Consider the following 24,952-nt stretch of genomic DNA (forward strand, 5'->3'; position numbering starts at 1 on the left):
GGCAGGTCGGCGCGCACCGTGTCGATCGCATTGCGCACTTCGTTGAGTGCGACCTCGGCGTTCTTGTCGATGTTGAAAGCGACCTTGATCGACGCCGAACCGTCGGTGAGGGTGGTGGTGATGTGTTCGATGCCACCGAGCGACGCGACCTGATCCTCGATCTTGCGCGCCACCTCGGTTTCCATCTGCGCCGGTGCGACGCCCTCGTAGGTCGCGGCGATGGTGATCGTCGGCAGTTCGATGTCGGGGAAGTTCTGGATGCCGAGCGAACGGAAGCTGCTGATCCCGAGAAAAGTCAGCAGGACGAACAGCAGCAGCGCGGGAACCGGGTTGCGGATCGACCAGGCGGAGAAGTTCATTTCGCCGCCTCGGCGGCTGGAGCGGCCTCGACGCGAACCACGTCGCCGTCGTTGAGGAATGCGCCGCCACTGGCGACTATGCGTGCGTCGGCAGGAAGCAGTGTGAGGATTTCGACCTGGCTTCCCTGCCGCCGGCCGATCTCGACCTTGACTTGCGTGACCGCGTCCTGCGCACCGAGCTGGAAAACGTAGCTGTGACCGTCGCGCAGAATGACCGCCGACGAGGGCAGTACGGTCGCGGTGGTGCTGCCGGTGACGATCTCGCCGCTGGCGAACATGCCGGCGCGGGCAGCGCTGTCGGCGGGCAGGTCGATATAGATCAGCGCCTTGCGGGTGGCGGGGTCCAGCGTCGGCGCCAGCATGCGTACCCGGCCGCTGACCGGCGAACCGTCGGCCAGCCGCAGGCGGGCGGTCTGGCCCGGCGATACGCGCGGCAGTTGCTCGGCGGAGACTTCGGCACGCCACTCCAGACGGTTGCCGCGGAGCAGGCGAAACAGCTCGTTGCCGGCTTGCACGACACTGCCCAGCGTGGCGCTGCGGCTGCTGATGACGCCGTCGTCGGGGGCGACGATGCGCGTTTGGTCGAGCCGGACGCGCTCGCTCTTGAGCGCCGCGCTCGCCGCCGCGACAGACGCACTGGCGCTCTGCTCGGCGGTCAGGTACTGGTTGATCAACTGCTCGGAGAAGACACCGGTGCCCTTGACCCGGCGCGCCCGGTCGCCGTTGGCCGTGGCTTCGGCGAGCGCCGCCCTGGCCTTGGCCACGTTAGCCTGTTGCTGGGCCAGGCTGGCCTCGACGCTGTCGCGCGACAGTTCGGCGAGCAACTGGCCGCGGCGAACGACGCTGCCAACGTCCACCGCCACCTGGACGACGCGCAGGCCGCTGGTTTCGGCGGCGATCACCGCCTCCTGCCAGGGGAAGACGCCACCGCTGACGTTCAGCTGCTGCGACCACGCAAGCTGTTGCGGCACAACGGTGCTGACCGCCAGCGCGCTACGCTTGGACGGGGTGGCGGCGCTGGCCTGGGCGTTGGTGCTGCCTTGGCGGGTGAGATGGAAGGCGCCACCAAGCACCAGAACGGCGGCGACCAGCAAGGCGACAAGGCGGTGTGAGCGTTTCACGAGGCGTCTCCGGCGCCGGCTTGCCAGCCGCCGCCCAGGGCTTTGTAAGGGAAGATCCGGTCCGGCACGCGGTCGCGCTGCAAGGCAATGCACCGGCATTCGGCGTTGTTGGCGCTGCGCCGCACGCGCCCGAAGAGGTCGATCTCCCCGGCAGCGTCGACGGCAACCGTGCGGGTTTTGCGCGCGGCCAGCTGCGCTAGCTGCAGGTCGCCGCGGGTCGCGCTGCGGATCACGCTACGGCTGCCATCGATGGTCGGCAGGGGCTTCGCCTCGTTGCCGGTCAGACTGGCGCGGGCTTCGTCGGTTCGCGCCGCCGCCGTGGCCAGCGTCGGGTAGAGTGTCGGGCGGATGGGGGGCGCAGGCATGAAGGGCCTTCTTCGATAGCAGGCCGACATTATCGGCTCTGGCCGGTTAAGCGCCGTCGGCGTTTGCAAAGACAGGTAAAGACGCGGCGGCGCGCGTTGGGTAAAGCAGGTGCCAGGTGTGCTCCAGGCGTGCTCCAGGCGTGCGCCAGGCGAACGGCAGTCGGGCGAGTTGGCGCGGGCGGGCGGTGAGCGTCAATGCCGTTCCGGGGCGACCCGGCAAACGCCTTGGTCTCGTCCCGCCGATCAGCAGCGCCGCTCCGGTTGATTGTCTCAGCCGCTGTTGCGCAGTCCCGCGGCGATGCCGTTGATGGTGATCAGGCTGCCGCGCTGCAGGCGGATGTCGTCGTCGCCGGCGCGCAGCCGGTGCAGCAGCTCGACCTGCAGATGGTTGAGCAGGTCGATGTACGGAAAACGGTTGCGCATCGAACGTTGCAGCAGCGGATTGTCTGCCAGCAGTTCGTTCTGGCCGTTGATCGCCAGCAGCGCCGCGCGGGTCAGATGCCATTCCTCGCGAATCCGCGCGAAGGTCGTCTTCCGCAGTTCCGCATCGCTGACCAGTTCGGCATAACGCGAGGCGATCGCCAGGTCCGACTTGGCGAGGACCATGTCCATGTTGGACAGCAGCGTCCGGAAGAACGGCCAGCGCCGGTGCATCTCCTGGAGCAGCGCCAGTCCGTCCGGCTGCCCGTCGCGCCAGCGCTTGACGGCGCTGCCGAAGCCGTACCAGCCGGGCAGCATCAGCCGGCACTGCGCCCAGGAGAACACCCAGGGAATCGCCCGCAGGTCCTCGATCCGCTCGGAAGCGGTGCGCGACGCCGGACGGCTGCCGATGTTGAGGGTGGCGATTTCGAGGATTGGCGTCGACTCGCGGAAGTAGCGGGTGAATCCCGGGGTTTCGTAGACCAGTTGGCGATAGGCGCGATAGGCCAGCGTCGACAGTTCTTCCATGGCCTGATGGAATTCGCTCGTCGGGAGGCTGTCGCGGTCGGCGGCAAGGAGGGTCTCTTCGAGCGTCGCGGCAGCGAGGATCTCGAGGTTGCGGCGGCCGACTTCCGGGTTGGCGTACTTCGAGGCGATCACTTCGCCCTGTTCGGTGATCCGGATCTGCCCGGCGACGGCTCCGGCCGGCTGCGCCAGGATGGCGTCGTAGCTCGGACCGCCGCCGCGGCCGACGCTGCCGCCACGGCCGTGGAACAGGCGCAGGCGAATGCCGTGCTCGGCAAAGATCCGGGTCAGGCCGATTTCGGCCTTGTACAGTTCCCAGCCGGAGGTCAGGAAGCCGCCGTCCTTGTTGCTGTCGGAATAGCCGAGCATGACCTCGTGCTGGTCCTGGCGCGACGCCACCAGTGCCCGGTAGGCCGGCAGCGCGAACAGCCCCTGCATGACCACCGGCGCGCGCTGCAGGTCGTCGATGGTTTCAAACAGCGGGATGATGTTCAGCGCCAGTTGCGGCGTTGCGCCGGGAACCAGCAGGCCGGCTTCCTTGAGCAGCAGCGCGACTTCGAGCAGATCGGAAACGCCGTCGGTCTTCGAAATGATGCAGTTCGGCAAGGCGGCGGCGCCATAGCGCTGGCGCAGTTCGCGAGCGGCGAAGAAGATCGCCAGTTCGCCGACCGTTTCGGCCGAATAGTCGATGTACGGCGAGTACAGCGGTCGCACACTGCCGACTTCCTCGGCCAGCAGCGCGATCCGCGCCACCTCGTCGAGGTCCGCGTAGTCGCCGCAGCGTCCGGCGCGGGCCAGCAGTTCGCCGACGGTACGCGCGTGCACCTCCGAGTTCTGGCGCAGGTCGATCGGTGCCAGGTGGAAACCGAAGACGTCGACGGCGCGCAGCAGGCGGCGCAGGCGGCCGCCGGCGACCAGTTCGGCGCCGTTGGCGGCCAGCGAATCGACCAGCACCTGCAGGTCGGCGACGATCTCGCCGGGAGCGGCGTAGGCTTCGGCGGGGCCGACCGCGTGCTCGGGCGATTCGTGCTGGTCGAGGCTGCTGGAGGTCGCGGCAAGTCGTGCATAGATCCCGGTCAGCGCCCGCCGGTAGGGTTCGTCGAGGCGCTGCGGGGCGTTGTCCGGCGACGCTTCGGCAAGTGCCGCGAGCTCTTCGGATACCGGCACCAGGGTGTGCGACAGCGGCAGCTCGCGCCCGAGCGCGTGGATCTCGCCCAGGTAGAAGTCGAAAGCGGCGATCGATTGCCGGCGCAGCGTTTCACGCAGGATCTCGGCGGTGACGAAGGGATTGCCGTCACGGTCACCGCCGATCCACGAACCGACCTTGAAGAAGCTGGGCAGCGACCACTGACGATCGGGGAATGCCTCGCCGAGCTGGTCTTCGAGCTGGCAGTAGAGTCGTGGCAGTTCGACGAAGAACGTCTCATCGAAGTAGCTGATGCCGTTCTTGACCTCGTCGATGACCGCCAGGCGGGTCGACCGTACCATCCGCGTTCGCCACAGGGTGAGCACCGCGCGACGCAGCGCGACCTCGTTCTCGGCCAGTTCGCCCGGCGTCAGGCGCAGCCGGTCGCGGTCGTCGAGCAGGCCCCTGACCTGGTGCTGGCAGTGCAGAATGCTCTTTCGACTGACCTCGGTCGGATGCGCCGTCAGGACCGGCGAGATCAGCGCGTGTTCGAGGCAGTTGCGCAAGGCTTCGCTGCTGACGCCGGCGTCCTGCAGCCGCGTCAGGGCAAGCGCCAGACTGCCATCGCGCGGCGGCGACGCGATCATCTCGTGCGCGCGACGCCGGCGGACGTGGTGCTCGTCCTCGGCGATATTCGCCAGGTGCAGGAAATAGGTGAACGAGCGAATGACGGCGAGCATGCTGTCGCGTGGCAGCTTGCTGAGAATTGACTCCAGCTCGGCTCGCGCGCCTTGATCCAGGTCGCGATCGGAACGCACCGAATTCTGGCGGATTCGCTCGACGACTTTGAAGACCTCGCTGCCTTCCTGCTGGTGTACGGTGTCGCCGAGAATCCGGCCAAGCAGCCGGATGTCCTCGCGCAGCGGGAAGTCCTTGTCGGGGTTGCTGGTAGTCGAACGCATGTGTCGATCTTTTCGGATGGGTTGGTGGTCAGGCAGGCGCCGACGGCGATGCCATCACGTGCTAACGGGACGATTATAAGCGGCGTTCCTGACTTCTCGCGTGCACCAGGCGTCTCCCGGGCAGGCACGGTGGCTATTGCCCATGCGCACGCCGATCAGCTCGTCCGATCGCGGCGGTCATCCCTGCTGCGCCAGCCAGTCGCGGATCTGATCGATGGTCGTCGTTGCGCCGCCACAAACAATGAACAACACCTTGGCAAAGCTTTCGAGGACCGGCGATGCTGCATACGCCAGGGCCAGGCTGGCACCACAGGCCGGCTCGACCAGCAGTCGGTGATCGCCGAGAAAGCGCTCGCAGGCGTCGAGGGCAGCACGGTCGGAAACGACCAGGCTGTCAATCGGATGTTCCCTGGACCACTGAAATGCTCGGTCACAGACGCGCTTGGCGCCGAGTGAGGTGGCGATGCTGGTGATCTTTTCGAGTTCGACCAGCTGCCCTGCATGCACCGAGCGGTTGAAAGATGCCGCGCCTGCGGTCTCGACGGCAATCACCGGGACGTCTCCGAGACCGTTGCGGTGCAGGCCTTCGAGCACGCCGCAGAGCAGTCCGCCGCCGCCGACCGACAAGACGATGGCGTCCGGCCGGAGACCCGAGCCGGCCACCTCGTCGATCATGGTGGCGTGACCGTGCCACAGCAAGGGATCGTCGAACGGGTGAAGGAAGGCGTCGGACTCCTCAAGTATCGACAAAGCCAGGAGGTTGGCCTCGTGCCAGGAGTCGCCATGGACGACGATTTCGGCCCGTTCCAGCCGCAACAGGTCTTGCGCCTTCCTGGACGTTGTTTGGGGTACGACGACGGTGACCGGCAGCCCCAGGCGGCGGCCCGCATAGGCCACCGCCAGCCCGGCGTTGCCGCCCGAAGACGAAACCAGACGGCGTGCGCCGCGCCGGCCGTACTCCTCGCAGGCGGCACCGATGCCCCTGATTTTGAAGGATCCCGGCGGCTGCAGCGCTTCCAGTTTCAGCCAGGCCGAACAACGCCCGGCAGCGCTCAGCGCCGGGGACTTGAGCAGTGGGGTTGCGATGTGCAGTGGCATTTTTGGCGTGATTTCCCGGGGAGATAGAGGTCTCGCGTGCTGGCTTTCAGGCGGCGCGTCGGCGATTCGCTCGCTGCTTCGCCGTTCGCCTGTGGGGATCGTTTGTCGATGATAGGCGGTGCGTGCAGCGATCGGCACGAAAGGGTGGCAGATGGTATCGCACGGGTGTCATTCCCGGTCGGCCATGCGTACGCAGCACGCTGACGAAAAAAAACCCCGGCCAGCGGGGTTTTCTGGTTTGACTGTGCCTCGCCAGTGGACAAGCGCAGCACAGTCCTGATCAAATCCTGTCCGCTCGAACCTCAATACACTTCGGGGATGAAGGTCTGGTCCGACATCGGCGGCCGCACGTAGCCGATTTCTGCCTGCCGCGGCGGCAGGACGATCGGCTCGGGTGTGAGGTCTTCGTAGTCGATCATGCTCAGCAGATGCGTGATCACGTTCAGGCGGGCACGTTTCTTGTCGTCGCCGTCGACCACATACCACGGCGCTTGCTTGATGTCGGTGTGGGCGAACATGTTGTCCTTCGCCCTCGAATACTCGACCCAGCGCGCGCGCGACTGCAGGTCCATCGGGCTGAGCTTCCAGTGCTTCTCCGGATGGAATATCCGTTTCTGGAAACGACGCTCCTGCTCCTCGTTGCTGACCGAGAACCAGTACTTGATCAGGATGATGCCGCTGCGTACGAGCATGCGCTCGAACTCCGGGCAACTGCGCAGAAACTCGCGGTATTCCTCGTCGGTGCAAAAACCCATCACCCGTTCGACGCCGGCGCGGTTATACCAGCTGCGATCGAAGAGGACCATTTCGCCGCCAGCGGGCAGGTGCTGTACGTAGCGCTGGAAATACCACTGGGTCGTTTCCCGGTCGGTCGGCGCCGGCAGCGCGGCGACCCGGGTGACCCGCGGGCTGAGGCTCTCGGTAATCCGCTTGATCGTTCCGCCCTTGCCGGCGGCATCGCGTCCCTCGAACAGGACAACCACTTTCAGCTTCTTGAACTTGATCCATTCCTGCAGCTTGACGAGTTCGACCTGCAGCTTGGCCAGCGTCCTCTCATAATCCTTCGTCTTGAGTGGCCGCTTGCGCGTGCTGAGAACGCTTTCGGTCTCCTTGTTCTGGGTCTTGGGCGAGGCCGGCTCTGCCTTCGGCTCGCCACCTTTTTCTTTCGCCGCCTTTGGCTCCTTGGTCTTTTCGGGTTCCTTCTTGTCGGCCGATTTTGCTTCGTCGCTCTTGCTTGCCGCTTTGGCAGCCGGCTTGTTCGTGCCCTTGGCTGGTGGCGTAGCCTCCGAAGGCGCGGTTGTCCCGTCGGTCACGTTTGCAGCCTTGTCTTGCGCGTTCTCTGGCGCGACTTCCTCTTGCGCGGGTTTTGCTTCGCTCATTGATGCCTCCTTGGTGTGGCCAAAAAATTGGCTTTGGTAAAAACGCGTGCTGGCAATGGACTGCCGTCGATGCGATATGTTGGCTTGCTTGCCAGCGACACGAGAACAATTGCCGCGGAAGACGGCAACGGCGGCTGCCACCGCTCTCCACGCGGCTTGACCGCGCAGCTTACGGCTTGGTAAACGAGCGAGCGAGACGCGGGGACTTATTGAGACGCACTGACGGTCGATCCGGCAGGTAGCCGGAGGCGGTGGCACTGGTTGGCATGTTTCTCGTCCTCTCTGCGCCAGAATAGCCTGGGCCGGCAATTATCGTTCATTGTTCCGCAAAAATGAACAGCCGTGCGCACAAAACGTGCAGGAAATCGCGAGCGCCCCCGCAATTGTCGATGAAGCAGCCGTCACTCGGCAGGCCGGGCCGGTGTAGGCGATCCGGGCAGTTGGGGGCTGGTGTGGTACGGAGGGGCATGCCGGCGCGGTTCGCCACTGGTGAGGGCGGGCGGCGGTGCCGTATTGCCCAGCGTCGTTCGGATTCTGGCGATGGCGGGTCGCGGTCGCATGATGGCTGGGGAAAAAAAGAGCGCCGGCCCCGGGGCTTGGCGCTCGTAGAAGCTTCGGTCTGCCGTTGTCGGCTGGTCTGAAACGCCGCTCGCTGAGGGTCGTCCTTCGTTCAGCCGACTTTGGCGAAGGCTTCGACGACTGCCGGTGGTGCCTGCACCAGTTCGATCAACACGCCTTCGCCGGCGATCGGGAACTCGGCATTGGCTTTCGGATGCAGGAAGGTGATGTCAAAGCCCGCGGCGCCCTTGCGGATGCCTCCCGGCGCGAAGCGGACGCCGTTGGCTGTCAGCCATTCAACGGCGCTTGGCAGGTCGTCGATCCACAGACCGATGTGATTGAGCGGCGTGGCATGCACCGCGGGCTTTTTCTCCGGGTCGACCGGTTGCATCAGGTCGACTTCGACCTTGAACGGGCCGGAGCCGATCGCGGCGATGTCTTCGTCGACGTTTTCGCGTTCGCTGACGAAGTTGCCGGTGATTTCGAGGCCAAGCATGTCGATCCACAGCTTGCGCATTTTCATCTTGTCGGGGCCGCCGATGGCGATTTGCTGGATACCGAGGACTTTGAAGGGGCGTTGGCTCATGAAGGGTTCTTTCTCTGTGGCAGGGAGGGGAAATGTTCTGGCTGCGCAAGCTCAGTCGCGAGCAGAACGACGTAGCGCGGTAGCGGCCGCAATCTCGCCACCGCGGGAAAAAGCTTCGACGTTTTCTTCGATGGTATCAGGGTCGTATACATAATTCACCATCAGTCCGTAGGATTGCCGGTCGCCGCGGGTCGAGGTGTCGGCCAGATAATTGAGACGTTCGATGCGCGCGCCGTTGCCCAGATGGAAGCGGGCGACGGGGTCGTAAGGCTGACTACCCTTGCTGGCGGTCAGCAGATAGCGTGCCGCCAGACGGGTCAATCCGTGCTGCAGGGCGCGCGCCAGGCGTTCGTCCTTGATCCAGTGGGCAACAGTGAGTAGTCTGGCGAGGTCGCCGGTGCTCGCAATCGGCGTCATCTCCGGCAGCAGGCGGCGTTTGATCCGCTCCAGGTCCGAATCGCTGAAAGCGTTTCGCCAGGCTTCGGGGTTCTTCTCGGCCCAGCGCCGGAAGGTCGGCAGCGGCGACAGCGTCGCGAAGCTGACCAGACGCGGGTAATCCCGCTTGAGGTCGTCGACCACCCGCTTGAGCAGGAAATTGCCGAATGACACGCCGCGCAGGCCGGCTTGCGTGTTGGAAATCGAATAGAAAATCGCCGTGCTGGCGCGTTGCGCATCGAACACCGGCGCATGCTCGTCGAGCAGCGTCTGGACATTGTCGGCCAAGTGATCGGTCAGCGCGACCTCGACGAAAATCAGCGGCTCCATCGGCATCCGTGGATGGAAGAAGGCGTAGCAACGACGATCGGAGTCAAGCCGGTTCTTCAGGTCGCTCCACGAGCGGATTTCATGCACGGCCTCGTACTGGATCAGCTTTTCCAGCAGCGCCGCCGGCGAGTTCCAGGTGATGCGCTGCAGTTCGAGGAATCCGACGTCGAACCAGGCGCTCAGACGGGACTCGAGTTCCCGGTCCAGTGATCGCAGCGCCGGATCCTTGTCCAGGAAGCGCAGCAGGTCGGCACGCAGATCGACCAGGAATTTGACACCCTGCGGCAAGGCATTGAATTGCGTCAGGATGCGCAGTCGCGACGAGCGCATGGCGTTGCGTAGCGCCGACTCGGCCTGCCATTGCCCATCGCCGCCGATTGCCGCCTGGTAGTCGGCGTGCGCCTGGTTGACCAGTTCCGGGTCTGGCCCGAACTGCTGGGCAATGAGGGTCAGGAAAGTGGCGCGACCGTCGTCGTTGAGCTGGTGATAGGTTTCGGCCAGCAGGGCCGCGCGCTGCCTGACCGAGACTTCGCCGCCGACGCCGCTGGCGCATTCGTTGAGCAGATCACGAACGCGCCCCAGGTGCTTGCCTTCGAGTTCGCGTGGACCAGTACCTTCGGCGAGCAGTTTGCGCACCCGGCGCAGCCCGCGGACAACAAATCCTTCCGACATTTCTATCTCCTCCGTCCCGCGACAAGCGGCGCTCCCGATTCGGGATTCAGAAGCGTTGGCGATGGGCGAGAACGACAAAAGCGATGCCAGCGATGACCATCGGCAGCGACAGCCACTGCCCCATGCTGACGGTGTAAGAGAGGCCAAGGATACCATCATCGGGTGTGCGGAAATACTCGGCGACCCAGCGCAGGCTGCCGTAGCCGATGAGGAAGGCACCAGAAACGGCACCACGCGGCCGCGAACGGCTGGAATACAGCCACAGGAGACCGAACAGGGCGACGCCTTCGAGCCCGGCCTGGTAGATCTGCGAGGGGTGGCGGGGCAAATCGTCCACCCAGGGGAAAACCATCGCCCACGGCAGCGCGGGGTCAGCGGTCCGACCCCACAGCTCGCCGTTGATGAAGTTGCCCAGGCGTCCGGTGGCCAGGCCGAGCGGCACCAGGGGAGCGATGAAGTCGGTGATTTCGAGCCAGGTCTTGCCGGTCTTGCGCGCGTACAGCCACATTGCCACGAGGACGCCGAGGAAGCCGCCGTGAAATGACATGCCGCCCTGCCAGACGGCGAGAATCTGCAACGGATGCGCCAGGTAGTAGCCTGGTTGGTAGAACAGCACTTCGCCCAGACGGCCGCCGGCGATCACGCCCAGGACGCCATAGAACAGCAGGTCGTCGAGCTGGCGCACGGTCCAGCCCGAGTTCGACAACTGCGGCTGCGTCAGGATGCGGTGCCGACCAAGCCACCAGAACTGGAGAAAGGCCGCCAGGTACATCAGGCCGTACCAGTGTACCTTCAGTGGGCCGAGCGAAAGGGCAACGGGGTCGAACTGCGGATGGGTCAACACGGCACGAACACCTGACGCTTTCGGATAGAATCCGGATTATATCGCGCCCCCCGGGCGTGTTCTGAACTGGAGATTGGCCATGCCCCACTATCGTTCCCGCACCTCGACCCACGGTCGCAACATGGCTGGAGCGCGCGCCCTGTGGCGCGCCACCGGCATGAAGGACGGCGATTTCGGCAAGCCGATCATCGCCGTCGTCAATTCGTTTACGCAGTTCGTTCCGGGACATGTGCACCTCAAGGACCTGGGCCAACTGGTGGCGCGCGAAATCGAGGCTGCTGGTGGCGTCGCCAAGGAGTTCAATACCATCGCCATCGACGACGGCATCGCCATGGGGCACGACGGCATGCTGTATTCGCTGCCCTCGCGCGACCTGATCGCCGATTCCGTCGAGTACATGGTCAACGGACACTGCGCCGACGCGATGGTCTGCATCTCGAACTGCGACAAGATCACCCCGGGAATGCTGATGGCGGCGATGCGGGTGAATATCCCGACGATCTTTGTTTCCGGCGGCCCGATGGAGGCCGGCAAGGTCGACTGGGGCGGCAAGGTGATCGCCATCGACCTCGTCGATGCGATGGTCAAGGGCGGCGACAGCAATTGCTCCGACGAGGAAGTCGACGCCTTCGAACGCTCGGCTTGCCCGACCTGCGGTTCGTGTTCGGGAATGTTTACCGCCAACTCGATGAACTGCCTGACCGAGGCGCTGGGTTTCTCGCTCCCCGGCAACGGTACCGTGCTCGCTACCCACGCCGACCGCAAGGCGCTCTTTCTCAGGGCCGGCCGCCAGATCGTCGATCTGTGCCGCCGTTATTACGAGCAGGACGATGCTTCGGTGCTGCCGCGTGCGATTGGCAGCTTCGAGTCCTTCGAGAATGCGATGACGCTCGACGTGTCGATGGGCGGGTCGACCAATACCGTTCTGCATCTCCTGGCCGCGGCGCAGGAGGGCGGGGTGAGCTTCACCATGGACGACATCGACCGCGTCTCGCGCAAGGTGCCCTGTCTGGCCAAGGTGGCGCCGGCGACGCCCGATTATCATATCGAGGACGTGCACCGTGCTGGCGGCATATTCGCCATTCTCGGCGAGCTCGACCGCGCCGGCCTGATTCATCGCGGCCAGCCGACGGTGCACGCCAGGACGCTCGGCGAGGCGATCGACAGCTGGGACGTGATGCGCAGCGAGGCGCCGGAACTGGTCGACTTCTTCAGGGCGGCGCCAGGCGGCATCCCGACGCAGACGGCTTTTTCGCAGAACCGGCGTTACGCCGAACTCGATCTGGATCGGGCGCACGGCTGCATTCGCAGTCTGGCCAATGCCTATTCGCAGGATGGTGGCCTGGCCGTGCTGTATGGCAATCTGGCGACCGACGGCTGCATCGTGAAGACCGCTGGCGTGGATGAAAGCATCTGGGTGTTCACCGGCAAGGCGCGGGTGTTCGAGAGTCAGGATGACGCCGTGCAGGCGATTCTTGGCGATCAGGTGGCGGCTGGAGACGTGGTGGTCATCCGCTACGAAGGGCCGAAAGGCGGCCCCGGCATGCAGGAAATGCTCTACCCGACGTCCTACCTGAAGTCCAAGGAGCTGGGGAAAGTCTGCGCCTTGCTGACCGATGGCCGCTTTTCCGGCGGCACCTCAGGCTTGTCGATCGGGCACGCCTCGCCGGAGGCGGCCGAAGGCGGCGCGATTGGCCTGGTCGAGGAGGGCGACCTGATCGAGATCGACATTCCGGGTCGGCGGATCAATCTGGCGGTCGCCGAGTCCGAGATGGCCAGGCGTCGGGCCGCGATGGACGCCCGCGGTGGGTCGGCCTGGCAGCCGGCAGCTGCTCGCCAGCGGGTCGTTTCGCGGGCGCTGCAGGCGTATGCGCTGATGGCTACCTCGGCGGCGACCGGCGCGGTGCGTGACCTGGCGCAACTGAGGAGGCGATGATCGGCGATGGCGATGCCTTTCGATCTCTGGCTTGGCTTCCTGCTGGCGGCGGTCCTGATCTCGGTCACTCCCGGCCCGGGAGCGGTGACCAGCATGAGTGCCGGCTTGCAGTACGGTTACTGGGTCGCGTTGCGGGCCATAATCGGTTTGCAGGCGGCCTTGCTGATCCAGTTGACGGTGGTCGCCGCCGGGCTCGGCGCACTGCTCGCCACTTCGGCGCTGGCCTTCGACCTGGTCAGGATCGCGGGGGCCGGCTATCTGATCTGGCTCGGCATCCAGAAATGGCGCGCGCCGGTTACGGCGATCGATCGGGCAGTTGCTCCGTCGGGGCCTTCGGGCGGCCTTTTTGTGCAGGGGCTGCTGGTGAATCTGAGCAATCCCAAAGCGATCCTCTTCATTGCTGCGCTGGTGCCGCAGTTTGTCGATCCCGCTGCTCCGCAGTGGTCGCAGTGGGTGCTGATCGGGACGACCATGTGTGCCGTGGACACCCTGATAATGTCCGGCTATGCGCTGCTGGTGTGGCGTTTGCGCCGCTGCTTGCAGGCGCCGCGCGCCTTGCGGATGCAAAATCGCCTGTTCGGCAGCTTTTTCATCGCTGCTGGCACCCTCCTCGTGTCATCGGGCCGTCGTTGATCGGGGCACGGGCTGGCAAGGGTGTCGTCAACGGGCGACGCGGTCGGTGCGTTATGCCGGTTCCGCTTTCTCTGCGGACAGCGCGCATCAACAGGCTTTGCAAGCGGGACAAACTGAAATAATATCGCGACGTTCCAAACCATATTTCTGAACGGAGTAAGAACATGAAAGCAATCTACGCAAGCTTGCTGGCTGCTGCCGGCGTGATGTTTGCCGGCGCTGTCCAGGCGGCCGACGATGCCGAAGCCCTGGCCAAAGCCAAGGGGTGCCTGAACTGCCACAACGCCGACAAGAAGGTCGTTGGCCCGTCGTACAAGGATGTCGCCAAGAAGTACACGGCCAAGGACGAAGCCATGCTGGTCAAGCATGTCATGGAGGGCAGCAAGGGCGTTTGGGGTCCGGTGCCGATGCCGCCAAACAAAGTCACGCCCGATGAGGCCAGCAAGCTGGTCAAGTGGATCCTCAGCATGAAGTGACGTTGCTTGCAGGAACCGGCCCTTTGGCCGGTTTTTAGTTTCCGGGCGGTCGAGCAGGCTCACGTATGCATCTTGAAAGCAACTATGCATGTTGACAATGCACGGATGTGCTCCGACAATCGGCCGTTCGCTAGCCCAATCCAAATAAGATATCGGAGATAAAACCATGAACGACCTACGTATTCCCGGTGTACTCCTCGCGCTGGCCGCGTCTGTGGCGGTGATTGGTTGTGGAAAGAAGGAAGAACCCAAGGCGGCGGCACCGGCGCCGGTCGCCGCTGCGCCCGCTGCGCAGCCGACGATGGTCGTCAAGATTGGCCACGTGGCGCCACTTACCGGGCCGATTGCCCACCTTGGCAAGGACAACGAGAATGGTGCTCGCTTGGCCGTCGACGACGCCAACGCGCAAAAAATCGTCATCGATGGCAAGCTTGTCACCTTCGAGTTGCTTGGCGAGGACGATCAGGCTGACCCGAAGACCGGCACTGTTGTGGCTCAGAAGCTGGTTGATGCACATGTCGCCGGTGTCGTCGGCCACCTGAACTCAGGTACCACCATTCCCGCGTCGGCCATCTACAATCAGGCCGGTTTCCCGCAGATTTCGCCGTCGGCAACCAATCCGAAGTACACCCAGCAGGGTTTCAAGACCGCATTCCGGGTGATGGCTAACGACGTTCAGCAGGGGTCAGTGGTCGGCACCTACGCCGCCAAGGACATGGGCGCCAAGAAAATCGCCATCATCGACGACCGTACGGCGTATGGTCAGGGACTGGCGGACGAGGTCGAGAAGGCTGCAGTCGCCAACGGCGCGACGGTAGTCGCCCGCGAGTTCACCAATGACAAAGCGGTCGATTTCAAAGCCATCCTGACCAAGATCAAGGCCAAGAATCCCGATGTGATCTTCCTTGGCGGGATGGACGCGGTGGGCGGCCCGATGCTCAAGCAGATGAAGGAGCTGGGTATCAAGGCCAAGTTCACCACCGGTGACGGCGGTTGCTCGCCGGAGCTGATCAAGCTCGCCGGACCGGCGTCCGAAGGGGTGATCTGCACGCAAGCAGGACTGCCCGTCGACAAGCTCCCGAACGGGCAGAAGTTCGTTGCCGACTTCACCAGCAAGTACGGCCCGATCCAGATCTATTCGCCGTACAGCTATGACGCAGTGATGGTTTTGATCGACGCCATGAAACGCGCCAACTCGGTTGACCCGGCCAAGTATCTGCCAGAAGTCGCCAAGACCGCCTACAACGGGGTCACGGGCAAGATCGAGTTTGATGACAAAGGCGATATCAAGAACGGTGCCATCACTGTCTTCGAGATCAAGGATGGCAAGCTGGTCACGCTGAAGAGCGAAGGCGGTGCCACCGCAGCGGCGGCCCCGATGCCGGCGGCTGCACCCGCACCCGCGGCACCTGCCACGGAAGAAAAGAAGTAAGCGGGCATCTGCCTGAAGAGCGGCACCGTTTGGTGCCGCTCTCCTGCTTTTTCTGCATCCGCAGCCGCTCAGCACGAGCCGGGCGTGGCGCCCGCACAGCCGCTGCCAGGCGCCATCAGTCGGAACCGCTGGTTCGCCATAAGCACCTTGTTGCGGAAAGCTAGACCATGGACACTCTTCTCCAGCAGCTGATCAACGGCCTCACTCTGGGCGCCGTCTACGCGCTGGTCGCCCTAGGTTACACGATGGTCTACGGGATCATCGGCCTGATCAACTTTGCCCATGGCGAGGTGGTGATGATCGGTACGATGGTCGCCTTTACGGTCATCGTTTCTCTGGCCGGCTCCGGGATGCCACCGCTCCTGATCCTTGGCTTCGGCCTGCTGGTTTCGGTGCTGGTCTGCATGGCGCTCGGGTGGTCGCTCGAACGCGTCGCTTATCGCCCGCTGCGGGGTGCGCCGAGACTGACTCCATTGATCACCGCGATCGGCATGTCGATGGTCCTGCAGAATGTGGCGATGATCATCTGGGGCAGGAATTACATCACTTTCCCGCCGATGATCGAGAAGCACATTTATGCGTTCGGAGGAGCAACGTTCACCAACGTGCAGGTGGCCATCGTTTCACTTGCGGCGCTGGTGATGCTCGGCTTGATCTATCTGGTACACCGTACGCGCATCGGCATGGCCATGCGCGCGACGGCCCAGCAGCCGCAGGTGGCGATGCTGATGGGAGTCGATATCAATCGTGTCATCGCCATGGCCTTCGTCATCGGCTCCGCGCTGGGTGCGGTCGCTGGCTGCATGGTCGGCTCGTATTATGAAATTGCGCACTATCAGATGGGTTTCATGCTCGGTCTGAAAGCTTTCACGGCGGCTGTCCTGGGCGGCATCGGCAACCTCGCGGGGGCGATGGCCGGTGGTTTGTTGCTTGGCGTGATCGAGGCCCTCGGCGCGGGCTATATTGGCCAGTTGACTGGCGATTTCCTTGGCAGCCACTACCAGGACATCTTCGCGTTCATTGTTCTGATCGTCGTTCTGATGTTCCGTCCTTCGGGTCTGTTTGGCGAGCGTGAGGGAGATCGCGCATGAACGACCAGGTCAGAAAATCTGTTCCGTGGCAGCGGCATTGGCTCGGCGTGCTGTTGATTGCCGCGGTCCTGGTGGCGGTCCCGTTTGTTGCCGCCCTCGGTGGCCAGGCCTGGGTGCGTATTGCGAACTTCGCGATCCTGTACATCTTCCTGGCGCTTGGCCTGAATATCGTCGTCGGCTATGCAGGATTGCTCGACCTGGGTTACGTCGCCTTTTACGCGGTTGGAGCCTATGTCTATGCCTTGCTGGCCTCGCCGCACTTCGGTCTGCACCTTCCCTTCTGGGTGATCTTGCCACTCGGCGCGGCCATCGCGTGCATCTTCGGGATGCTGCTCGGAGCCCCGACACTCAAGTTGCGTGGCGACTATCTGGCGATCGTCACGCTGGGGTTTGGCGAGATCATCCGCATCTTCCTGAACAACCTGAACGCGCCGATCAATGTCACCAACGGCGCACAGGGGATCACCCTCATCGACCCGATCAGGATTGGCGGTTTTTCGTTTGCCGAGACCAGCACGATCCTTGGCGTGGCCGTCACCGGGCCGCAGAAGTACTACTTCTTCCTGGTGGCGCTGGCGATCCTGGTGATTTTTGTCAATGTGCGGCTGCAGGATTCGCGGATCGGCCGTGCCTGGCAGGCGATCCGCGAGGACGAGGTTGCCGCCAAGGCCTGCGGCATCAATACCCGGAACATCAAGCTGCTGGCCTTTGCCATGGGAGCTTCCTTCGGTGGTATCGCCGGAGGCGTTTTTTCCGCGATGCAGGGTTTCGTCAGCCCCGAGAGCTTCTCGCTGATGGAATCGATCACGATTCTGGCGATGGTCGTTCTCGGTGGCATGGGACATATTCCCGGGGTCATTCTCGGTGCCGTCCTGCTGACCGCTCTTCCCGAGGCCTTGCGCTATGGCATCGAGCCGCTGCAAGACGCGATCTTCGGGCGCAGCATAGTCGATCCGGAGAGCCTGCGGATGCTGATCTTCGGCTTGGCGCTGGTGCTGGTGATGCGTTTCCGACCGGCGGGCTTGTGGCCGTCGTCGCAACGCCGCCGCGAACTCGCCGAGAGTGCAAACTGACGATGAGCGAACAACAGCAGATTCTCCTCGAAGCGCACGAGGTTGCCAAGCATTTCGGCGGTGTCAAAGCCTTGCACGATGTTTCCTTGACCATTCGCCGGGGTGAGATCTACGGCCTGATCGGGCCGAACGGTGCCGGCAAGACCACCTTCTTCAACTGTCTCACTGGCCTGTACAAGAACGAGAGCGGGCATTTCATCTTCGACGGCGTCAAACTGGCCGCCGACGCCCCGCACAAGGCGGCTGAGGTCGGGATCGCCCGGACCTTCCAGAACATTCGCCTGTTCGGCAATATGACCGCAATCGAGAATGTGATGGTCGGCCGGCACTTGCGTACCCATGCGAATGTCGTTGGCGCCATTACCCGCAACCGGGCGACCCTCGCCGAGGAAGCGGCGATTACGCGCCGAGCCGACGAGTTGCTGCATTACGTCGGCATTCAGGATCGGGCGCATGACTATGCCAAGCACCTGTCGTACGGTGATCAGCGCCGCCTCGAGATTGCCCGTGCGCTGGCCACGGAACCGAAGCTGCTGGCGCTCGACGAGCCGGCCGCCGGCATGAATGGCACCGAGACCGAAGCATTGCGCTTGCTGGTCGAGGGGATCTGTCGGGATGGCGTGACGGTGTTGCTGATCGAGCACGATGTCAAGCTGGTGATGGGTCTGTGCGGACGGGTAGCGGTGCTCGACTACGGCGAGAAGATCTGCGAGGACGTGCCGTCGGTGGTCCAGAAGGATGCGCGGGTCATCGAGGCTTACCTCGGCGGCTCGGTCGCCTGAAGAGAACGGACAAGTCATGCTCGAAGTTACCGGTTTGCGCGTTTCCTACGGGGGTATCCAGGCCGTTCGCGGGATCACCTTTCATGTCAACGAGGGTGAGATGGTCGCTTTGATCGGCGCCAACGGCGCTGGCAAGAGCAGCACCCTGCGCGCGCTGGCGCGCTTGCTCGAGCCAGCGGGCGGCAGCATCCGCTATCGCGGCAATGAGCTGCTGTCCTTGCCAGCGCATCGACTGGTTGGCGAAGGGATTGCGCTGGTTCCGGAAGGCCGCGGCGTCTTCCCGCGCATGAGTTGCCTCGAGAACCTGCGCATGGGTGCCTACGCCCGCAATGACAACGCCGCGGTCAATCACGATCTGGAGCATGTGCTGGGCCATTTCCCTCGCCTCAAGGAGCGCGCGCAGCAAATGGCGGGCACCCTCTCAGGCGGCGAGCAGCAGATGCTGGCGATCGGCCGTGCGTTGATGAGCAAGCCAAGGATGATGCTGCTCGATGAGCCGTCGATGGGTCTCGCGCCGATCATGGTCCAGAAGATCTTCGAGGTGATTCGTACCGTGGCCAGCGAGGGGATGACCATTCTGCTCGTCGAGCAGAACGCCAAACTGGCACTAGAGGTCAGTCAGCGCGGCTATGTCATGGAAAGCGGCGAAATCACGGTGACCGACGAGTCGAAAAAGCTGCTTGCCGATCCCAAGGTGCGCGCCGCCTATCTCGGCGAGTAGGCGCAGCTTCCGCCTCACAGCTACAGCTACAGCTCCATCGCCTCGGCGAAGGACAGAGCCTGCAGCTGCGCCCGGTTGAACTGATCGGCGGTCAACCCGAGCATGCTCGCCTGCTCGGCGATGACCTCTCCCGCCTCCCCCTCGCTGGACAGCGCCAGTTCGAGGAAGGGCTGATAGCGGCCGCCATTGCCAAGCAGGGCGTCGCAAATCGGGTCGGGCAAGCGCATCGCGTCGAGTGCCTGCTCCATGCCGACCCCCAGCAGTGTATCGAGCAAGGAGAACGCGCCGGTGATGAACAGGTTGTCGTACTCCGACTTGTCGACCAGGCCGACTGCCAGCAACTCCATCAGTCGCGCTCGCAGCAGTGCCGTGTAGATCAGTGCCGGCGCCATCGGATCCTTGCCGGCAGTAGCCAGCAGCAGTGACAGCCAGCGATTGAGCTTGTCGTAGCCGAGCATGCTTACCGCATGGCGAAAGGACTGGATCTCGCAGGAAAGGCCAAAACCGGCGGAATTGATGTAGCGCAGGAGCTTGTACGACATCGCGACGTCGTGCTTCAGGGCGGCCTCTATGTCCTGCACGTCGGCATTCTTGCGTACCAGGTTGAGCACCCGTACGATGTTGGTTTGGGCCGGATTGAGCGTTTTCGCCGGGACTTTGCTCGGCTTCGTGAAAAACCACCCCGCGGCGGCAGTGATTCCCGTGTCGACACACGCGCGGAAATCCTCGGCGGTCTCGATGTTGAAGGCGATTCCCATCCCGTAGGACTTGGTTCGCGTTGCCAGCAGCTTGAGTTGCCCGACGGTGAAGTGCCTGGCATCAAAGCCGATGAAGCGGAACGGCACGTCGACCGCCAACGCCTGCGCTGCCTTGGGATCAAAAACGAGGCACACGGTCGGCTGCCAGGTCTGCAAGGCACCGATCAGGTCAGGGCCATTCGGACCGAGCAGCGTCGCCGCTGCCAACTCGATCGCGGCGTTCTCGGGCGCCGACCAGTCGAGCAGGCCTGCGTCGCAGGCAGCGCGGCCGCAACTGATGAAGATCGGCTTTTGACTGCGCGGCCAGATGTCGTCCAGCGCACTGAGCGTATTGGCCGCATCGTGCATGCTCGCGCCCTGTTGCAGATGGAGCGTCAGGCGACTGGCGATGACCCTGCTTTGGCGATTGAGCAGAGGCTGGCGGGACATGACGATTCTATTCATGGTGGCTGACGGTTGCGTCCGAAGGTGTGAGCGTGTCGATTGCCGCTAGGGTGTCGGCCGCGAAGTCGAAAGAGTCGGCGAAGAATTCCTCGGCCGGCAAGCGGCAGCGTAGCAGGAAGTCCCGCCTGGCGGCGGCGACCATTGCCGGAGAACCGCAGACGTAGGCCTGAAAGCCCGTCAGGTCCGGGTGGTCAGCCATCGCGGCCTGGTGAACGAGGCCGGTTCTGCCTCGCCAGTCCCGGTCGCCACGCGGCTCCGAGAGCACGGGAACGAATCGGAGCTGGCCATGCTCGGTGGGCCAGGTCTCGGCCAATTGCAGCAGGTAGAGGTCAGCACGCGTACGTCCACCCCAATAGACATACATCGGCCGCGTGCTTTCTTCTCTGATCGCCTGTTGGACCATCGCCTTGACCGGTGCGAAGCCAGTGCCACCAGCGACCAGCAGCATCGGCTTTACCGACTCCGAACGTAGAAAGAAGCTGCCCTGCGGGCCGCGCAGGCGCAGGATGTCGCGTTCCTTCATGGTCTTGAAAACGTGGCCGGTGAACTGCCCGCCGGGCGTGTGTCGGACATGCAATTGCAGTAAGGCATCTTCATGCGGCGCATTGGCAATCGAAAATGCCCGGCGCTTGCCTTGAGTGAGCAGGATCTCCACGTACTGCCCAGCGAGAAACTGCAGGCGCTCGTTGGCGGGCAGCCTCAGCTCGATGAGCATTACGTCCGGGGCAGCCAGGGTCAGTTTCTGCACGCGTGCGGGGAGGGTCTTGACTGGAATGTCCGCCAGCGAGCGAACTTCCTTGCTCTCGATGCTCAGGTCGCTTCGGGCCATGGCGCAACAGAATAGCGCCAGGCCATCGGCACGCTCGGCTTCGCTGAGGGCATCAAGGTTCGCCTTGCCGTGCTCGACCTCCCCGCTCAACACCTTGCCCCGGCACGAGCCGCAAACGCCGTCCCGGCAGCCATAGGGAAGAGTCAGTCCTTGCCGCAGCGCTGCTTCGAGAATCGTCTCGTCGGGTCTGGCCTGAAAAACGTGCTGGCTCGGCTGAATGCTGACCTGAAACGCCATTGAATCTCCGCTGATGTCCGATTCCGGTAAAATTGCGCGGTGCAAAAACTTTTGATCGTCGGCTGTGGAGATATTGCCCGCCGTTTGCTGCCACACCTGCTCGGCCACTACCGCGTCTTCGCACTGGTACGCGATCCGGAGCAACTCGCTTTCTGGCGCAACCGGGGCGCCCGTCCGGTCCTTGCTGATCTGGACCAGGCACGCAGCCTGCAGCGGATCGCCGGCCTGGCCGAGATCGTCGTCCATCTGGCGCCGCCCGCCGCGACGCGGACAGGTTGCGCCAGCGACTGGCACGATACCCGGACCCGATCGCTGCTCGCCGCGCTGGGTCGCGGTTTGAGTCTACCACAGCGAATCGTCTATATAAGCACCACCGGCGTCTATGGGGACTGCGCCGGCGAGCGGATCGACGAGACCCGCGCTGTTCGCCCGGCCACCGCTCGCGCCCACCGCCGGGTTGACGCCGAGCGCCAGTTGCGGGCCTTCGGCCGCCGCGGTGTGGTGGTCAGCATTCTGCGCGCACCAGGCATCTACGCGGCCGACCGTTTGCCGCTGGAGCGCGTGCGGCAGGGCACCGCAGCGCTGCGCGATGCGGACGACGTGTACACCAATCATGTGCACGCAGAAGACCTGGCGATGATCGCCTGCGCGGCGCTCCGCTACGGGCGCAGCAACCGCAGCTACAACGCGACAGACGATTCGGAGATCACCATGGGCACCTACTTCGACCTGGTGGCCGATCGTTTTGGCCTGCCGCGAGTGCCCCGCTTGTCGCGCGTTGAGGCACAAAGGCAACTGTCGCCGTTGCAGTTGTCGTTCATGAGTGAATCGCGCCGATTGGATAACCAGCGCATCAAGAAGGAACTCCGGGCCAGGTTGCGCTTTCCACGGGTCGAGGATGGCGTGGCGGCGGCAGTGAGCGAAAGGAAGAGTTTGTGCTCGTAGTCAAGGTTCTGCATCTGTGGATGGTGGTCAGCTGGTTTGCCGGCCTTTTCTACCTGCCACGCATTTTCGTCAATCTGGCGATGGTCGAGTCCGCCAGCGCTGCCGAAAGAGATCGGCTGCTGCTGATGGCCGGCAAGCTCTATCGATTCATGACCCCGATCGGCTTTCTGGCGGTCGCCCTCGGGCTATGGCTGTGGCTGGGCTACGGGTTCTCGGGTGGCTGGCTGCACGCCAAGACCGCGCTGGTGGTCGTGCTGGTCGCCTATCACGCGTACTGCGGGCGGTTGCTGCGCGACTTCCAGACCGGTAGACAGGCGCGCGGTCACGTCTGGTTTCGCTGGTTCAATGAACTGCCGGTAGTGCTCCTGCTGGCCGTGACTTACTTGGTCGTCGTCAAGCCGTTCTAGTCCACGCCCATCGGGAGACAAAGGTGGAAATGTTCTTTGCAAGTTGTCCGCGCGGCCTCGAAACCTTGCTGCTTGAAGATCTGGCGGCGGCTGGTGCTGGTGATCTGAGGCAGACCTCGGGTGGCGTGCATTTCGTCGCCGAGTGGCCCGCTTGTTACCGCGCCAACCTCCACTCGCGGATCGCCACGCGCATCTTGTGCCGGGTGGCGCACGCTCCTTATGTCAAGGAGGAAGACATCTATCGGCTGACGTTTGAGACGTCCTGGCCTAAGTGGTTCGTTCCGGAGCAGACCATCCGGGTCGACGTCAACGCGGTGAAAAGTCCGCTGAAGAGTATCGATTTCGTCACCCTGCGCATCAAGGACGCCATCTGTGATCGCTTCCGCCGCGATTTCGGGCGGCGGCCAAGCGTCGATACGCGGCAGCCGGACGTACGCATTCGGGGCTTCATCAGCAGCGACGAGTGCACGCTGTACCTTGATACCTCCGGGGCGCCACTCTACCAGCGTGGTTTTCGCCAGAAAACCGTTGAAGCGCCCCTGCGGGAAAACTTGGCGGCCGGCATCCTGCGCCTCAGCGGCTGGCAGCCTGGCACGGCGCTGCTGGACCCGATGTGCGGTAGCGGCACCTTTCTACTTGAGGCGGCACAGATCGCGCTCGGCCGTGCCCCGGGTAGCAGGCGTGAGTTCGCCTTTCAAGGCCTGCGCAATTTCGATCCGCTGGCCTGGAAGGGCCTGCTCGACACCGCGCAAGCAGCCGAGAAGCCGGTTCAGAACGCAGCGATCTTTGGCAGCGACATTTCGCCGGTAGCGGTTCGCGCCGCGCTGGCCAACCTCGATCGCGCTGGGCTGCTGCCGGCAGTCAAGCTGGGCTCCGGTGATTTGCTCGAGATCGACGCGCCGGCTGCGCATGGCGTGCTGGTCAGCAATCCGCCTTACGGCGAGCGCGTGTCCAGCGATGACGAGCTGGCGGCTTTCTATCCCTTGCTGGGACATGCCCTGAAGCGCCGCTTTGCTGGCTGGAACTGCTTCCTGATCAGCGCCGACAGTCGCCTGCCGAAACTGGTCCGCCTGACCCCTAGCAAGAAGACGCCTCTGTTCAACGGCGCTCTTGATTGCCGTCTCTACGAATTCAGAATGGTCGCCGGCAGCAACCGCGGCAAGGCTGCGGCCGACGCTTCGTAGTTGCGCGCCGTCACCGTCACGGCCGGCCGGCTCAGCTTGGCGGCTGGAGGCTCGGTCGCCCGCTAGACGATGCCCAGGTGGCCGATGCCGGCGCTGAGGTCCCTGTCGTGCGACTCCTTGCCGTGCAGCTTGATCTGCAGCCTCAGGTCGTTGAGCGAATCGGCATTGCGCAGTGCGTCCGGGTAGGTGATCTGACCCGCTTCGTAGAGATCAAACAGAGCCTGGTCGAAAGTCTGCATTCCGAGTTCGCGAGAGCGCTTCATCACATCCTTGATTTCCTGCACCTGGCCCTTGAAGATGAGGTCCGAGATCAGCGGCGAATTGAGCAGTACCTCGATCGCCGGCACTCGTCCCTTGCCGTCCTTCTTCGGCAGCAGGCGCTGCGAGACCAGCGCCCGCAGGTTCAGCGAGAGGTCCATCAGCAACTGGTGGCGGCGTTCCTCGGGGAAGAAGTTGATGATTCGGTCGATCGCCTGGTTGCTGCTGTTGGCATGCAGGGTGGCCAGGCACAGATGCCCGGTTTCGGCAAAGGCGACGGCGTAATCCATGGTCGCCCGGTCGCGGATTTCGCCCATCATGATCACGTTTGGTGCCTGCCGCAGGGTGTTCTTCAGCGCCACTTCCCAGGAGTCCGTGTCGACGCCGATTTCGCGTTGGGTGATGATGCACTTCTTGTGTTCATGAACGAATTCGATCGGGTCCTCGATGGTGATGATGTGGCCGTGACTGTTACGGTTGCGGTGATCGACCAGCGCGGCCAGCGAGGTGGTCTTGCCGGTACCGGTGCCGCCAACGAAAATGACCAGGCCGCGGCTGGTCAGGGCAATGTCCTTGAGGACCGGCGGCAAAGCGAGATCGTCGAGCGTTGGCACCAGCAGGTTGATCGTCCGGCAGACCACCGCGACACGACCCTGCTGCACCATTGCGTTGACGCGGAAGCGGCCGATCCCGGAAGGCGAGATGGCAAAGTTGCACTCCTTCTTTTCCTCGAACTCGGTGGCTTGCCGGTCGTTCATGATCGAGCGCGCCAACTCGGCCGAGTGCTGCGGCAACAGCGGCTGGTTCGATACCGGCATGACTTTCCCGTCGATCTTGATCGCCGGCGGAAAATGCGCGGTGATGAAGAGGTCGGAACCGTTCCTCTGGGTCATCAGGCGTAGCAGTTCGTGCATGAACTTTAGCGCTTGATCGTGCTCCATGCTGTTTCTCCTGCTCGCCGGGCGA

At 63.7% G+C, this 24,952-nt stretch carries 23 protein-coding genes; 11 read left to right on the forward strand and 12 right to left on the reverse strand.

Translation table 11 applies throughout. The annotated features are described in order from the left end of the window. From Q1L50_RS10090 to lgt, 9 genes are all read right to left on the reverse strand, one after another. Nucleotides 1-359: efflux RND transporter permease subunit (locus Q1L50_RS10090; protein ID WP_300338076.1), on the reverse strand; the 359-nt coding region annotated here is incomplete at its 3' end. Next, nucleotides 356-1,480: an efflux RND transporter periplasmic adaptor subunit gene (locus Q1L50_RS10095; protein WP_300338077.1), complete on the reverse strand. Its 1,125-nt coding sequence runs from the start codon at nucleotides 1,478-1,480 to the stop codon at nucleotides 356-358. The genes Q1L50_RS10090 and Q1L50_RS10095, both read right to left, overlap by 4 nt. After that, nucleotides 1,477-1,845, reverse strand: a complete 369-nt coding sequence (locus Q1L50_RS10100; RefSeq protein WP_300338078.1) for a hypothetical protein — start codon at nucleotides 1,843-1,845, stop codon at nucleotides 1,477-1,479. The genes Q1L50_RS10095 and Q1L50_RS10100 overlap by 4 nt, the downstream gene beginning before the upstream one ends. A gap of 270 nt (nucleotides 1,846-2,115) precedes the next feature. After that, nucleotides 2,116-4,878 (reverse strand): phosphoenolpyruvate carboxylase, encoded by a 2,763-nt coding sequence (ppc, locus tag Q1L50_RS10105; protein ID WP_300338081.1) that lies wholly within the window; start codon nucleotides 4,876-4,878, stop codon nucleotides 2,116-2,118. Nucleotides 4,879-5,055: 177 nt separating this feature from the next. Further along, a complete protein-coding gene (locus tag Q1L50_RS10110) occupies nucleotides 5,056-5,976 on the reverse strand; it encodes a pyridoxal-phosphate dependent enzyme (RefSeq protein WP_300338083.1) in 921 nt (306 codons plus the stop codon). Between the two features lie 302 nt (nucleotides 5,977-6,278). Beyond that, nucleotides 6,279-7,355 carry a polyphosphate kinase 2 gene (ppk2, locus tag Q1L50_RS10115; RefSeq protein WP_300338085.1) on the reverse strand — a complete coding sequence of 359 codons (1,077 nt, stop codon included), beginning with the start codon at nucleotides 7,353-7,355 and terminating at the stop codon, nucleotides 6,279-6,281. A 670-nt stretch (nucleotides 7,356-8,025) separates the two neighbouring features. Beyond that, nucleotides 8,026-8,499, reverse strand: a complete 474-nt coding sequence (locus Q1L50_RS10120; protein WP_300338087.1) for a VOC family protein — start codon at nucleotides 8,497-8,499, stop codon at nucleotides 8,026-8,028. A gap of 51 nt (nucleotides 8,500-8,550) precedes the next feature. Then, entirely contained in the window at nucleotides 8,551-9,936 is a 1,386-nt protein-coding gene (locus tag Q1L50_RS10125) for a malonyl-CoA decarboxylase (protein ID WP_300338089.1), read from the reverse strand. Nucleotides 9,937-9,982: 46 nt separating this feature from the next. Continuing rightward, the gene (gene lgt / locus Q1L50_RS10130; protein WP_300338091.1) at nucleotides 9,983-10,780 is read right to left on the reverse strand and encodes a prolipoprotein diacylglyceryl transferase; all 798 of its coding nucleotides are present in this window, start codon (nucleotides 10,778-10,780) and stop codon (nucleotides 9,983-9,985) included. Between the two features lie 79 nt (nucleotides 10,781-10,859). Between lgt and ilvD the strand changes: the two genes are divergently transcribed. The 8 genes from ilvD (at nucleotide 10,860) to Q1L50_RS10170 (ending at nucleotide 18,924) form a co-directional block, all read left to right on the forward strand. Continuing rightward, nucleotides 10,860-12,716, forward strand: a complete 1,857-nt coding sequence (gene ilvD, locus Q1L50_RS10135) for a dihydroxy-acid dehydratase (protein ID WP_300338094.1) — start codon at nucleotides 10,860-10,862, stop codon at nucleotides 12,714-12,716. 12 nt (nucleotides 12,717-12,728) lie between these two features. Further along, a complete protein-coding gene (gene rhtB / locus Q1L50_RS10140) occupies nucleotides 12,729-13,349 on the forward strand; it encodes a homoserine/homoserine lactone efflux protein (protein ID WP_300338097.1) in 621 nt (206 codons plus the stop codon). Nucleotides 13,350-13,513: 164 nt separating this feature from the next. Continuing rightward, a complete protein-coding gene (locus tag Q1L50_RS10145; RefSeq protein ID WP_300338098.1) occupies nucleotides 13,514-13,825 on the forward strand; it encodes a c-type cytochrome in 312 nt (103 codons plus the stop codon). A gap of 166 nt (nucleotides 13,826-13,991) precedes the next feature. Next, nucleotides 13,992-15,257: a branched-chain amino acid ABC transporter substrate-binding protein gene (locus Q1L50_RS10150; RefSeq protein ID WP_300338100.1), complete on the forward strand. Its 1,266-nt coding sequence runs from the start codon at nucleotides 13,992-13,994 to the stop codon at nucleotides 15,255-15,257. Between the two features lie 167 nt (nucleotides 15,258-15,424). Then, nucleotides 15,425-16,348, forward strand: coding sequence for a branched-chain amino acid ABC transporter permease (locus Q1L50_RS10155; protein WP_300338102.1), 924 nt, complete (start codon nucleotides 15,425-15,427; stop codon nucleotides 16,346-16,348). After that, nucleotides 16,345-17,421 carry an ABC transporter ATP-binding protein gene (locus Q1L50_RS10160; RefSeq protein WP_300338104.1) on the forward strand — a complete coding sequence of 359 codons (1,077 nt, stop codon included), beginning with the start codon at nucleotides 16,345-16,347 and terminating at the stop codon, nucleotides 17,419-17,421. The genes Q1L50_RS10155 and Q1L50_RS10160 overlap by 4 nt, the downstream gene beginning before the upstream one ends. Nucleotides 17,422-17,423: 2 nt before the next feature. After that, nucleotides 17,424-18,203 carry an ABC transporter ATP-binding protein gene (locus tag Q1L50_RS10165; RefSeq protein WP_300338107.1) on the forward strand — a complete coding sequence of 260 codons (780 nt, stop codon included), beginning with the start codon at nucleotides 17,424-17,426 and terminating at the stop codon, nucleotides 18,201-18,203. A gap of 16 nt (nucleotides 18,204-18,219) precedes the next feature. Next, nucleotides 18,220-18,924: an ABC transporter ATP-binding protein gene (locus Q1L50_RS10170; protein WP_300338110.1), complete on the forward strand. Its 705-nt coding sequence runs from the start codon at nucleotides 18,220-18,222 to the stop codon at nucleotides 18,922-18,924. Between the two features lie 26 nt (nucleotides 18,925-18,950). On the opposite strand, the gene Q1L50_RS10175 is transcribed toward Q1L50_RS10170, so the two are convergent. Together Q1L50_RS10175 and Q1L50_RS10180 are read right to left on the reverse strand one after the other, a co-directional pair. Further along, nucleotides 18,951-20,111: an HDOD domain-containing protein gene (locus tag Q1L50_RS10175; RefSeq protein ID WP_300338113.1), complete on the reverse strand. Its 1,161-nt coding sequence runs from the start codon at nucleotides 20,109-20,111 to the stop codon at nucleotides 18,951-18,953. Nucleotides 20,112-20,118: 7 nt separating this feature from the next. Beyond that, nucleotides 20,119-21,192 (reverse strand): CDP-6-deoxy-delta-3,4-glucoseen reductase, encoded by a 1,074-nt coding sequence (locus Q1L50_RS10180; protein ID WP_300338115.1) that lies wholly within the window; start codon nucleotides 21,190-21,192, stop codon nucleotides 20,119-20,121. A 39-nt stretch (nucleotides 21,193-21,231) separates the two neighbouring features. On the opposite strand from Q1L50_RS10180, the gene Q1L50_RS10185 reads away from it, so the two are divergent. From Q1L50_RS10185 to Q1L50_RS10195, 3 genes are read left to right on the forward strand one after another with little or no spacing between them, the layout of a single operon-like run. After that, nucleotides 21,232-22,137, forward strand: a complete 906-nt coding sequence (locus tag Q1L50_RS10185) for an SDR family oxidoreductase (RefSeq protein ID WP_300338117.1) — start codon at nucleotides 21,232-21,234, stop codon at nucleotides 22,135-22,137. Continuing rightward, a complete protein-coding gene (locus tag Q1L50_RS10190; protein ID WP_300338120.1) occupies nucleotides 22,128-22,544 on the forward strand; it encodes a CopD family protein in 417 nt (138 codons plus the stop codon). The genes Q1L50_RS10185 and Q1L50_RS10190 overlap by 10 nt, the downstream gene beginning before the upstream one ends. A 29-nt stretch (nucleotides 22,545-22,573) precedes the next feature. Continuing rightward, nucleotides 22,574-23,728, forward strand: coding sequence for a THUMP domain-containing protein (locus tag Q1L50_RS10195; protein ID WP_300338122.1), 1,155 nt, complete (start codon nucleotides 22,574-22,576; stop codon nucleotides 23,726-23,728). 62 nt (nucleotides 23,729-23,790) lie between these two features. Here Q1L50_RS10195 and Q1L50_RS10200 read toward each other — a convergent pair whose 3' ends face one another. After that, nucleotides 23,791-24,927, reverse strand: a complete 1,137-nt coding sequence (locus Q1L50_RS10200) for a PilT/PilU family type 4a pilus ATPase (RefSeq protein WP_300338124.1) — start codon at nucleotides 24,925-24,927, stop codon at nucleotides 23,791-23,793. Nucleotides 24,928-24,952: the final 25 nt, after the last annotated feature.

The organism is Accumulibacter sp. (genome assembly GCF_029255145.1).
In the GTDB taxonomy this organism is placed as follows: domain Bacteria; phylum Pseudomonadota; class Gammaproteobacteria; order Burkholderiales; family Rhodocyclaceae; genus Accumulibacter.

Coding starts and splice junctions, on each gene's coding strand:
- Q1L50_RS10100 (WP_300338078.1), bottom strand. CDS start 1,845: ATGCCTGCGCCCCCCATCCGCCCGACACTCTACCCGACGCTGGCCACG.
- ppc (WP_300338081.1), bottom strand. CDS start 4,878: ATGCGTTCGACTACCAGCAACCCCGACAAGGACTTCCCGCTGCGCGAG.
- Q1L50_RS10110 (WP_300338083.1), bottom strand. CDS start 5,976: ATGCCACTGCACATCGCAACCCCACTGCTCAAGTCCCCGGCGCTGAGC.
- ppk2 (WP_300338085.1), bottom strand. CDS start 7,355: ATGAGCGAAGCAAAACCCGCGCAAGAGGAAGTCGCGCCAGAGAACGCG.
- Q1L50_RS10120 (WP_300338087.1), bottom strand. CDS start 8,499: ATGAGCCAACGCCCCTTCAAAGTCCTCGGTATCCAGCAAATCGCCATC.
- Q1L50_RS10125 (WP_300338089.1), bottom strand. CDS start 9,936: ATGTCGGAAGGATTTGTTGTCCGCGGGCTGCGCCGGGTGCGCAAACTG.
- ilvD (WP_300338094.1), top strand. CDS start 10,860: ATGCCCCACTATCGTTCCCGCACCTCGACCCACGGTCGCAACATGGCT.
- rhtB (WP_300338097.1), top strand. CDS start 12,729: ATGCCTTTCGATCTCTGGCTTGGCTTCCTGCTGGCGGCGGTCCTGATC.
- Q1L50_RS10145 (WP_300338098.1), top strand. CDS start 13,514: ATGAAAGCAATCTACGCAAGCTTGCTGGCTGCTGCCGGCGTGATGTTT.
- Q1L50_RS10150 (WP_300338100.1), top strand. CDS start 13,992: ATGAACGACCTACGTATTCCCGGTGTACTCCTCGCGCTGGCCGCGTCT.
- Q1L50_RS10155 (WP_300338102.1), top strand. CDS start 15,425: ATGGACACTCTTCTCCAGCAGCTGATCAACGGCCTCACTCTGGGCGCC.
- Q1L50_RS10160 (WP_300338104.1), top strand. CDS start 16,345: ATGAACGACCAGGTCAGAAAATCTGTTCCGTGGCAGCGGCATTGGCTC.
- Q1L50_RS10165 (WP_300338107.1), top strand. CDS start 17,424: ATGAGCGAACAACAGCAGATTCTCCTCGAAGCGCACGAGGTTGCCAAG.
- Q1L50_RS10170 (WP_300338110.1), top strand. CDS start 18,220: ATGCTCGAAGTTACCGGTTTGCGCGTTTCCTACGGGGGTATCCAGGCC.
- Q1L50_RS10175 (WP_300338113.1), bottom strand. CDS start 20,111: ATGTCCCGCCAGCCTCTGCTCAATCGCCAAAGCAGGGTCATCGCCAGT.
- Q1L50_RS10180 (WP_300338115.1), bottom strand. CDS start 21,192: ATGGCGTTTCAGGTCAGCATTCAGCCGAGCCAGCACGTTTTTCAGGCC.
- Q1L50_RS10195 (WP_300338122.1), top strand. CDS start 22,574: ATGTTCTTTGCAAGTTGTCCGCGCGGCCTCGAAACCTTGCTGCTTGAA.
- Q1L50_RS10200 (WP_300338124.1), bottom strand. CDS start 24,927: ATGGAGCACGATCAAGCGCTAAAGTTCATGCACGAACTGCTACGCCTG.